Below are 10,808 nucleotides of genomic sequence, written 5' to 3'. Positions count from 1 at the left end.
GAGTCGGCCTGCGCGGAAGATGTAACGGGGCTCAAACCATACACCGAAGCTACGGGTATCACTTAGGTGATGCGGTAGAGGAGCGTTCTGTAAGCCTGTGAAGGTGAGTTGAGAAGCTTGCTGGAGGTATCAGAAGTGCGAATGCTGACATGAGTAACGACAATGGGTGTGAAAAACACCCACGCCGAAAGACCAAGGTTTCCTGCGCAACGTTAATCGACGCAGGGTTAGTCGGTCCCTAAGGCGAGGCTGAAAAGCGTAGTCGATGGAAAACAGGTTAATATTCCTGTACTTCTGGTTATTGCGATGGAGGGACGGAGAAGGCTAGGCCAGCTTGGCGTTGGTTGTCCAAGTTTAAGGTGGTAGGCTGGAATCTTAGGTAAATCCGGGATTCTAAGGCCGAGAGCTGATGACGAGTTACCCTTTGGGTGACGAAGTGGTTGATGCCATGCTTCCAAGAAAAGCTTCTAAGCTTCAGGTAACCAGGAACCGTACCCCAAACCGACACAGGTGGTTGGGTAGAGAATACCAAGGCGCTTGAGAGAACTCGGGTGAAGGAACTAGGCAAAATGGCACCGTAACTTCGGGAGAAGGTGCGCCGGTGAGGGTGAAGCATTTACTGCGTAAGCCCATGCCGGTCGAAGATACCAGGCCGCTGCGACTGTTTATTAAAAACACAGCACTCTGCAAACACGAAAGTGGACGTATAGGGTGTGACGCCTGCCCGGTGCCGGAAGGTTAATTGATGGGGTTAGCTAACGCGAAGCTCTTGATCGAAGCCCCGGTAAACGGCGGCCGTAACTATAACGGTCCTAAGGTAGCGAAATTCCTTGTCGGGTAAGTTCCGACCTGCACGAATGGCGTAACGATGGCGGCGCTGTCTCCACCCGAGACTCAGTGAAATTGAAATCGCTGTGAAGATGCAGTGTATCCGCGGCTAGACGGAAAGACCCCGTGAACCTTTACTATAGCTTTGCACTGGACTTTGAATTTGCTTGTGTAGGATAGGTGGGAGGCTTTGAAGCGTGGACGCCAGTTCGCGTGGAGCCAACCTTGAAATACCACCCTGGCAACTTTGAGGTTCTAACTCAGGTCCGTTATCCGGATCGAGGACAGTGTATGGTGGGTAGTTTGACTGGGGCGGTCTCCTCCTAAAGAGTAACGGAGGAGTACGAAGGTGCGCTCAGACCGGTCGGAAATCGGTCGTAGAGTATAAAGGCAAAAGCGCGCTTGACTGCGAGACAGACACGTCGAGCAGGTACGAAAGTAGGTCTTAGTGATCCGGTGGTTCTGTATGGAAGGGCCATCGCTCAACGGATAAAAGGTACTCCGGGGATAACAGGCTGATACCGCCCAAGAGTTCATATCGACGGCGGTGTTTGGCACCTCGATGTCGGCTCATCACATCCTGGGGCTGAAGCCGGTCCCAAGGGTATGGCTGTTCGCCATTTAAAGTGGTACGCGAGCTGGGTTTAGAACGTCGTGAGACAGTTCGGTCCCTATCTGCCGTGGACGTTTGAGATTTGAGAGGGGCTGCTCCTAGTACGAGAGGACCGGAGTGGACGAACCTCTGGTGTTCCGGTTGTCACGCCAGTGGCATTGCCGGGTAGCTATGTTCGGAATAGATAACCGCTGAAAGCATCTAAGCGGGAAACTAGCCTCAAGATGAGATCTCACTGGGACCTTGAGTCCCCTGAAGGGCCGTCGAAGACTACGACGTTGATAGGTTGGGTGTGTAAGCGCTGTGAGGCGTTGAGCTAACCAATACTAATTGCCCGTGAGGCTTGACCATATAACACCCAAGCAATTTGTGCGTAAAAGCCAGATTGCGGTGTGTGAAGACGAAACGAACCGAAAGTTCGAGATACTCGCAAAACACCAAACTATCGCATACCCATTCGCTGGAGCGTGACCTCGCAAGAGAGAACGACCCGGCTACCGAATTTCTTGACGACCATAGAGCATTGGAACCACCTGATCCCATCCCGAACTCAGCAGTGAAACGATGCATCGCCGATGGTAGTGTGGGGTTTCCCCATGTGAGAGTAGGTCATCGTCAAGATTAAATTCCGAAACCCCAATTGCGAAAGCAGTTGGGGTTTTGTTTTGCCCGCAGGAAAGTACTCCTACAGTTACCACACAAATTTGCACAGTTATTTTCGACTCATAACACTAGAATAGGCCCAACTTTTTCGGAGCCAGAGCCCTTATGCCAGATCCGGTTGACACCCCTGGGCTGTCAGAATTACCGCTGGACGATTTGGTGGCGTGCCATGAGTGTGACTTACTGATGCGCAAACCCGAGCTCGCCCATGGCGAGAAAGCCCTGTGTCCGCGTTGCGGTTACGAGCTCTACGCCCATCGGCACAACGTGGTGCAGCGCAGTCTCGCTTTGGTCATCGCCGCTCTATTGTTGTATATCCCGGCGAACTTTTTACCCATCATGCAGCTCAATCTACTCGGGCAGTCGTCGCAAGACACTGTCTGGACCGGTGTTGTCGGTCTGTTCGATACCGGCATGCAAGGCGTCTCGGTGATTGTGTTCCTGTGCAGCATGGGAATCCCGCTGCTCAAACTGCTCTGCCAGTTGGCCGTGCTGTTGAGCATCCGCTTTGATGTCGGACGTGGATATGGCTTGCTGCTTTACCGTATTTATCATCATCTACGCGACTGGGGGATGCTCGAGGTTTACCTCATGGGCGTACTGGTGGCGATCGTAAAACTGGCAGATATGGCAGCCATCACCGTTGGTTTTGGTTTGGCATGCTTTATCAGTTTGTTGTTGGTCCAGGTCTGGTTAGAGGTTGTGATGTCACCTCATCAGATCTGGCAGGCTTTGTCAGGAGAGGATGCCCATGCGGGCGATTGATGCAGGCATTCTGATTTGCGCCGAATGCCATGAATTGAACAAGCAGGAAGCTGACACCGACGAGCAGACGTGCACCCGTTGCGGTGCGCTGGTGCACGCCCGTCGCCCAAACAGTCTGGTGCGTACCTGGGCGTTGCTGATCACCGCAGCGATTCTCTACATCCCGGCCAACGTGCTGCCGATCATGACCGTCAGTTCACTGGGTCAGGGCGATCCCAGCACCATCATGTCCGGTGTTATCCAGCTGGTTCAGCACGGCATGATACCCATCGCTGCCGTGGTTTTTATCGCCAGTATCGTGGTACCAACGTTCAAGCTCGTGGGCATCGCGCTGCTGCTGTTTTCAGTACAACGCCGCCAGCCACTCTCTGCACGTCAACGAATCTGGATGTACCGCTTTATCGAGTTCATCGGCCGCTGGTCGATGCTGGACATCTTTGTGATCGCCATTCTGGTGGCGGTCGTGAATTTTGGACGGCTTGCCAGCGTCGAAGCCAATCTTGGCGCCATCGCGTTCGCCAGTGTGGTGATTCTGACGATGCTTGCCGCAGTTACTTTCGATCCCCGACTGATTTGGGATAACACGGAGTCGGACGACGACCATGACTGATTTGCCTACAGCTAAAACCCGACCGGCCTCGAACTGGTCTGCCATCTGGGTGTTGCCCCTGATCGCCTTGATCATCGGCGGCTGGCTCGGCTGGCGTGCCTACAGCGAAACCGGCATCGAGATTCAGGTACGTTTCGAGAGTGGTGAAGGCATTCAGGCCAACAAGACTGAAGTCGTCTACAAGGGCATGTCTGTCGGTAAGGTAAAGACCCTCAAGCTCGATGACGAAGGCAGCTCAAAAGGCGTGATTGCCACCATTGAAATGAACAAAGACGTCGAGCAATACCTCCGGACCAGTACGCGCTTCTGGCTGGTCAAACCGAGCGTGACCCTGGCCGGTATCACGGGCCTGGAAACCCTCGTGTCGGGTAACTACGTCGCCGTCAGTCCCGGCGAAGGCGAACCCGTTCGCAAGTTCAAGGCACTGGCCGAAGAACCCCCGCTGTCGGACGCTCAACCTGGCTTGCACCTGACGATCAAGGCTGATCGACTCGGGTCGCTGAATCGCGGCAGTCCGGTGTTCTATAAGCAGATCAAAGTCGGCCAGGTCAAAAGCTACTTGCTGTCGCAAGACCAAAGCACTGTTGAACTGAAAGTATTCATCGAGCCCACCTACGCCAATCTGGTGCGCAAACACACCCGTTTCTGGAACGCCAGTGGCATCAGCATCGACGCCAACCTGTCCGGCGTGAAAGTGCGCAGCGAATCGCTTGCCAGCATCGTCGCCGGTGGTATCGCGTTCGCCACACCTGAAAATCGCAAGGACAGTCCGCCCACCGATCCGAGCCTGCCGTTCCGTCTCTACGAAGACTTCGATGCTGCTGCCGCCGGTATTCGGGTCAAGGTCAAACTGAGCGATTTCGAAGGCTTGCAGGCCGGCCGTACGCCGGTCATGTACAAAGGCATCCAGGTCGGCAACCTGAAAGCCCTGAAGGTGGATCCGGACCTGAATGCCGCCACTGCCGAATTGACCCTTGATCCACTGGCCGAGGATTACCTGGTCGAAGGCACTCAGTTCTGGGTGGTCAAGCCATCGATTTCACTTGCAGGCATCACCGGACTGGAAGCCTTGGTAAAAGGTAACTACATCGCCGTGCGACCGGGCGACAAAGGTGCCGCGCCGCAACGCGAGTTCGTGGCCAGGCCCAAGGCGCCGCCGCTGGACCTGCGTTCGCCCGGCCTGCACCTGGTGTTGCTCACCGAAAACCTGGGTTCACTGGAAGTCGGCAGTCCGATTCTCTACAAGCAGGTCAAGGTCGGTTCGGTGCAGAGCTATCAGTTCTCCAAGAAGAAGAAGCAACTGGTGATCGGTGTCCACATCGAGAAGGAGTACGAAGGGCTGGTCAATGCGTCGACACGCTTCTGGAATGCCAGCGGCATCACGCTCACGGGCGGATTGACCGGCGGAATACAGGTTAAAAGCGAGTCGCTGCAAAGCCTGATGGCCGGCGGTATCGCTTTCGAAACTCCGGAAGCCAAAGCGCCGCTGCAGAAGCGCATCCCACGTTTCCGCTTGTTCGCCAACCATGAGGAAGCCAATCAGAAAGGCACCGTGGTGACGATCAAGGTCGACCGTGCCGATGGCTTGCGCAGCGGCACCCCCGTGAGGTTCAAAGGCCTGGATGTCGGCAAGATTGAAGACGTCGACCTCAGTGATGACCTGCAATCGGTGCTGCTCACCGCTCGAATCACCGAAGTGCCCGAGCGTATTGCCCGGGTCGGCAGTCAGTTCTGGGTGGTCAAGCCTGAGCTGGGACTGATCAAGACCTCGAACCTCGAAACGCTGGTCACCGGCCAATACATCGAAGTACAGCCGGCAGCGAAGAACCTCGGTCCGCAGAAGAACTTCGTCGCCCTGGCCACTCCACCGGAGTCGGCCAAACAAGAAGCCGGTTTGAGTCTGGTCCTGAGCGCTGCTCGTCGTGGTTCGTTGAAAACCGGGGTGCCGGTGACGTATCGCGAGGTCACCGTGGGCAAAGTGACGGGCTACGAATTGGGCCAGACCGCTGATCGTGTGCTGGTACACATTCTGATCGAGCCGAAGTACGCGCCGTTGGTGCGCAGTGGCACGCGTTTCTGGAACACCAGCGGTTTTGGTTTCGACTACGGCTTGTTCAAAGGCGCGACGGTACGTACTGAATCCCTGGAAACACTGATTCAGGGCGGCATCGCCTTCGCTACGCCGGATGGTGATCGCATGGGTAGTCCAGCGCGGCCTGAGCAGACCTTCCCGCTGTTCGACAAGTTTGAGGATGAGTGGCTGACTTGGGCGCCGAAGATATCGCTGGGTAAATAATCTGTTGGCGGCTGTGAGGACGCCTTCGCGGGCAAGCCTCGCTCCTACAGGGTTCGGTGTCGATCACAGCCAATCCCTGTAGGAGCGAGGCTTGCCCGCGAAGAGGCCCTCAAGTTCACTTGAAGTCTCAGGTCAGCCCACAAAAAAGGCCGCGATCCATTTGGATCGCGGCCTTTTTTATTGCTCTGAATTAAGTCAAATCAAACCGCATCCAGCTCCGGCTCATCCGCTTCAACGTTAACCACAGCCTTCACCTCATCGTGACGACGGATGTACTTCCAGTCCGCCTCATCGATGTAGATCCCGTTCGGCCCGCTGCCACCTTCCAGGTCAATCGCCACACTGGCGCAAACCTGCGGCTTCACACTCGCCAGGATCGGCACGAAGCCCAGTTGCAGGCTGGTTTCCAGCAACGCGGCCTGGTTCTTCTCGTCGATGTCCGCCGCCTCGTCGAGGTAGTACGGCAGGCGCACGCGACCGGCCTGGTCGCGGTCCATCAAGTGCAGCAACAAATACATGTTGGTCAGCGCCTTGATCGTCATCGTCGTGCCGTTGGAGGCTGCGCCGTCGATGTCGGTGTGGATCACCGGTTGACCATTGACCTTAGTGATCTCGAACGCCAGCTCGAACAAATCCTTGAGGCCGAGCTGGTTGTGGTTCGCCGCCACCAGCCGCGCCAGGTACTCCTTGGCTTCTTCGTTCTTGTTGTCCTGATCGGCGCTTTGGCTCAGGTCGAACACGGAGAGGGTTTCGCCTTCTTCGTACTGGCCGGCGCTGTGGATGATCTGGTCGATGTGCTTCAAAGCTTCCTTGTTCGGTGCGAGCACGATGCGGAAGCTCTGCAGGTTGGAGACCTGACGCTTGTTGATCTCGCGGTTGAACAGCGCCAACTGATGCTCGAGGCTGTCGTAGTCGCTGCGGATGTTACGCAGGGTCCGGGCGATGTCGGTGACCGCCGCACGACGTGCCTTGCCGAGGGTCAGGGCTTCGTCGGTGCGGTGCGCATACGCGTTGATCAGCAGTTGCAGACGACGCTCCATATCGTCTTCGCTGTCGAACTTGGCCACGCCCTTGAGGCGGACCTGAGCGTACAGCGCCTCGATCTGGCCATCGCTGCGCTGCAAACCCTGCCAGCTGTCCTGATAGTCGTTGAGCAGCGGCAGGAGGTTGTCCATGGAATCGTCGATCGGGTCCATGAACGGCGTGCCGAACGGCATGTCAGCCGGCAGCAACTGGCGACGGCGCAGGGCGTCGTCGAGGGTGCGTTGCTTGGCTTCCATGTCGCCGATCTGCCGGCCAACCAGTTGCAGCTTGGCCGACAGTTGCTGGACGCGCTCGGTGAAGGCGTCGCTGGAACGCTTCAATTCTTCCTGAGCCGCTTCCATCTGCGCCAATTGCTCAAGCTTGTCGTCTTCCTCCGCGCTCAGGGTTTGCGCGCGACGGAAATCTTCCAGGGCTTTCTGCGCGTCCAGCACTTGCTGATACAGCGCTTCGGTCTGGGTCTTGCTCGCGGCGCGGTCGGCGACCACGGCCGCTTGGCTTTTCAGTTGCTTGAGTTCTTTTTCCAGACGCTCTTTCTGATCGCGCAATGCGGCACGATCCGCCAGGGCTTGCAGCGCTGGAGGCTCGATGTGCGAGATGTCGATGGACAGGCCCGGCACGTCGAAACGCTCACCTTTGAAGCCATCGAGGATCAGCTCCAAAGATTTGACCCACTTGCCGTCCTCGTCCAGCGTAATGCCGTGCTCACCCAGCGGAAGGCTGAACAGCGCGCTGTTGAACAGGCGCATCAGGCGTTCGACGTCCTGTTGCGAGAACTCTTCGCGCAGACGGGCGTAGCTGTTGTTGTCGGCGTGATCGAGTTGCTGCTTCACCGACTTCAGGCGTTTTTCCAGATCCCGAAGGCGTTCTTCCAGGTCTTCAGCACTGAACTGCCGCGACTGAGCCAGCGCACCGGCCAGTTCATCGTGGGCATCCTTGGCCGCGAGCAGTTGCTGCTCCAGCACTTTGACGTCAGTGACCAACGCGAAGCGATGCTTGAGCACCGACAACTCGCCGAGCCAGCGCTGGATGCCGGTGATTTCCCGCTCCAGACGCATCAGCTCCTGAGTGCCGCCGCGCTGATCGTTTTGCAGCGCGTCCTGCTCGTTGCGGTAATGCTCGGCTTGAATCGTCAGCTCTTCCTTGCGCGCACTGGCGTAGTCCGACCAGGTGCCGAGCAACGAATCGAGCAGCGGTGAGATCCGGTGCAGTTTGCCGCGCAGAATATTGCGCTGGGTCACGCCTGCCGCGAGGGCTTCAACCAACGGGCCGGCGGTGACCAGCGAGTTGTAGTCCTGCTCCATGCGTCGTACATCGCGGAACGCTTCTTCGCACGCAGCAATGTAATCGACGCTGCCGGAACGCAGGCTGTGTTCGAAGGCGTCGAGAAACAGCTGCTTGAGCTTGGCCGCGGTGATTTCGCGCATGTGCAGCAGGTTGATGAACAGTGCGCGGAAGGTCTTCAGGCTCTGCTCGCTGGTGGAGCGCAGCGGGATCAGCGTCAGGTCCAGCGGGATCGAGGTGTGACCGCCGACCAGCAAACGGCGCAGTTCATCCGGTTTCAGTTCGTAGGCTTTCAGGCCTTCGCGCTCAAGGTTAGTGAACAGCTCTTTCTGGCGCAGGCAGGTGTCGTTCTTCTGGTAATGCGCCAGATCCAGTTTGCCGGCATAGGCAAAGAACTGGTGACCGAAACCACCGCCCGGGCCGCGACCGACCACGCCGATCACGTGCGGACCGTGGGGCAGCGAGACTTCGACCAGGATGTAGCTGGTGTCCGAGGCGAAATAGAAACGTCGGGATTGTTCCAGGCTGTACTTGCCGAAACTCATGTCCGACATGCGCGCCAGAATCGGGAACTGCAACGCGTTGATCGACGCGGATTTACCGAGGTTGTTCGCGCCGTAGACCGACAGCGGTTCTTCCAGCGGAAACAGGCCAAGGCTGTAACCGGCGGTGTTCAAAAGGGCAAAGCGGCGAATGCCGTAGCGTTCCTTGCTCATGCGTCGGTCTCCTGTTCTTCGGCAATGGCGCGGGCCATGGCGTCTTCTTCGCTTTCTTCTTCGAAGTCGCTCAGATCCAGCGGGTCATCGGTTTGCAGCAGCTTTTCATCGCTGTCGTCATCGATCAACACCGGAACCGGCAGTGGCAAGACGCTGTGCAGGCTGGCCGCCAGATCGCGGTCCTGCTGAACCGACAGGCAGACATCAAGGAAGCGGTGCATCGGCGGCAGGAAGCGGTAGATGCCGTTTTCTTCGCCGGCGAAACCGAGTTGGGTCATGCGGCGCATGATTTTTTCTTCGAGCTCTTCAACGGTCTGCACTTCGGCCTGGATGAACAGGTCGCGGTACTTTTCCAGCAGCGACGGCAACTCATCGCGGCCGAGGCTGCCACCGTCCAGCACGGCGACCGGGTCGCGGCCCTGGTCGGCCAGATGCTCGACGAGGATGAAGGTGAACAGTGCCAGGCGTTGTGCAGTCTTGTTCACCGCCGCCGCCGCGAGGTCCGGCACAAAGTAGTAGAAACCACGGGTGTCGCAGACCAACTCATAGCCCAGCGCCCTGAACAGCGTGCGGTACTGGTCCTGGAAGTTCGACAGTTGCGCGTACAGCTCCGGGTCGCGGCGGCTGACGTGGTAGCCCTTGAACAGCTCACGAAAGATCGGCGCCAGCTGGGACAGTTCGGATAGATCAAGATGCATTAGGGATGCTCGCAGAATCCTCGGCGGCGGTGTCGCGGGCCGAGAGCAGGGCGAAGGAGCGCAGGCTGACCTGGTGCTCATGAGTGTGGTAATCGCGGCGTTCCAGACGCTCGCGTTTGAAGCGCTTTTCCCGCGACAGGCGCGAGAACCAATAAAGCAATTCGTCGGTAGCGCCGTCCGGTTCCTGCTCCAGCAACCAGGTCATCAGGTCCGGCATCGGCAGGGCGTCTTCGCAGCGTTCAAGCATTTCGCGCACGGTGCGTGGCGCGCGCGGTGCTTCACCTTTCTGCGTCTTGTGGGCCTTGGGGAAGCGCGCCGGTTTCGGCTCGAAACGGGCCAGCGCGTACACATAGGCTTCGACCTGACTGGCGCTGCCGAGGAAGGTGCTTTGCGGCCGGGTGAACATTGGCATCGCGGCTTGTGGCACCGCATCGATGCCTTTGCGACGGATGGCCGACAAGGCCAGCGCCGCGCCACGGGTCACGGCGTTGTGACGGCGGGCTTCTTCACGCAGCGGCAGCAGCAGTTCGCGGGCATGACGCAGGGTCAACTGGGCGCTGGTCTGCATTTCGAGGATGCGTGCGTGGGTACGCAGCAACATGTCGTCATCGACCAGATGGCCAAGTCGCTGCTGCTCGGTGAGCATTTTCAGCAAGACGTTTTCGACCTTGCGCACGCCTTGCTCGAAGGCACCGTCGGCGTTCACCAACTGAATCATTGGCTCGACGTATTCGTCCCAGGTCGCCAGCACTTCGGCGTAGCGCTGACGCAGCGGGATCTGCCGGTCGCTGGTCTTGGCGCGTTCGGCGACGGCCACCAGGGCTTGTTCGTCGTTGGCCAGTTTCTTCAGAACATCGCGCACACGCATGTCGAGCAGGCGCAGTTGACGCGCAAGATCGTGGCCGTCGCGGATGTCGAAGGCGTCCTGGATGTAACCGGCCAGGCGTTCGAGGTGGCGCAAATAGGCTTCGATCTCCAGGCACAGGCCCAGACGGTGCTCACGGCGCAGGTAAGCGAGGAAGTCGTGGATCTGCGCGTTGAGCTCGAAACGGTTCGGGCTTTTCGCCACGGGAACCAGAATATCGAGGCGGATCCACACGTCCAGCAGGCTGGTGATGTCCTGCGGTGTACTGTCCAGTTGCTGGGCGGCCAGTTGCGTGCGCAGTTCGTTGAGGCTCAAGGTGCCCTGGTCGAAATGCTCGCACAGTGGCTCCAGAAGTGCCCAGTGTTCAGCGAGGGCGCGCAAGACGCGCTTGGGTTCGATCATCGGAATGGCCGGCTGGTTGGCGATTAA

The 10,808-nt window shown here is 58.1% G+C and carries 6 protein-coding genes and 2 rRNA genes (1 of these 8 cut by a window edge); 5 read left to right on the top strand and 3 right to left on the bottom strand.

Annotated elements, in window-relative coordinates; all coding sequences use genetic code 11:
- From ACYZTY_RS23780 to ACYZTY_RS23760, 5 genes are all read left to right on the top strand, one after another.
- Positions 1–1,792: ribosomal RNA gene (locus ACYZTY_RS23780) — 23S ribosomal RNA — on the top strand; it begins 1,100 nt to the left of the window's first position.
- 154 nt (positions 1,793–1,946) lie between these two features.
- Positions 1,947–2,062: ribosomal RNA gene (gene rrf / locus ACYZTY_RS23775) — 5S ribosomal RNA — on the top strand.
- Between the two features lie 147 nt (positions 2,063–2,209).
- Positions 2,210–2,869, top strand: a complete 660-nt coding sequence (locus ACYZTY_RS23770; protein ID WP_461955722.1) for a paraquat-inducible protein A — start codon at positions 2,210–2,212, stop codon at positions 2,867–2,869.
- A complete protein-coding gene (locus ACYZTY_RS23765; RefSeq protein WP_461955721.1) occupies positions 2,856–3,479 on the top strand; it encodes a paraquat-inducible protein A in 624 nt (207 codons plus the stop codon). Before ACYZTY_RS23770 ends, ACYZTY_RS23765 begins: the two co-directional genes overlap by 14 nt.
- Positions 3,472–5,775 carry a PqiB family protein gene (locus ACYZTY_RS23760; protein WP_461955720.1) on the top strand — a complete coding sequence of 768 codons (2,304 nt, stop codon included), beginning with the start codon at positions 3,472–3,474 and terminating at the stop codon, positions 5,773–5,775. Before ACYZTY_RS23765 ends, ACYZTY_RS23760 begins: the two co-directional genes overlap by 8 nt.
- 200 nt (positions 5,776–5,975) lie before the next feature.
- On the opposite strand, the gene mksF is transcribed toward ACYZTY_RS23760, so the two are convergent.
- Genes mksF through mksB form a run of 3 tightly spaced genes read right to left on the bottom strand, consistent with a single transcriptional unit; the run spans position 5,976 to position 10,781 of the window.
- On the bottom strand, positions 5,976–8,816 hold the full coding sequence (mksF, locus tag ACYZTY_RS23755; protein ID WP_461955719.1) for an Mks condensin complex protein MksF: 2,841 nt from the start codon (positions 8,814–8,816) through the stop codon (positions 5,976–5,978).
- Positions 8,813–9,514, bottom strand: coding sequence for an Mks condensin complex protein MksE (gene mksE / locus ACYZTY_RS23750; protein ID WP_077749032.1), 702 nt, complete (start codon positions 9,512–9,514; stop codon positions 8,813–8,815). Before mksE ends, mksF begins: the two co-directional genes overlap by 4 nt.
- On the bottom strand, positions 9,504–10,781 hold the full coding sequence (gene mksB / locus ACYZTY_RS23745; protein ID WP_191623727.1) for an Mks condensin complex protein MksB: 1,278 nt from the start codon (positions 10,779–10,781) through the stop codon (positions 9,504–9,506). The genes mksE and mksB overlap by 11 nt, the downstream gene beginning before the upstream one ends.
- Positions 10,782–10,808 lie beyond the last annotated feature (27 nt).

It is taken from the genome of Pseudomonas sp. LB1P83, assembly GCF_054897885.1.
This window is presented reverse-complemented; position numbering and strand designations above follow the sequence as displayed.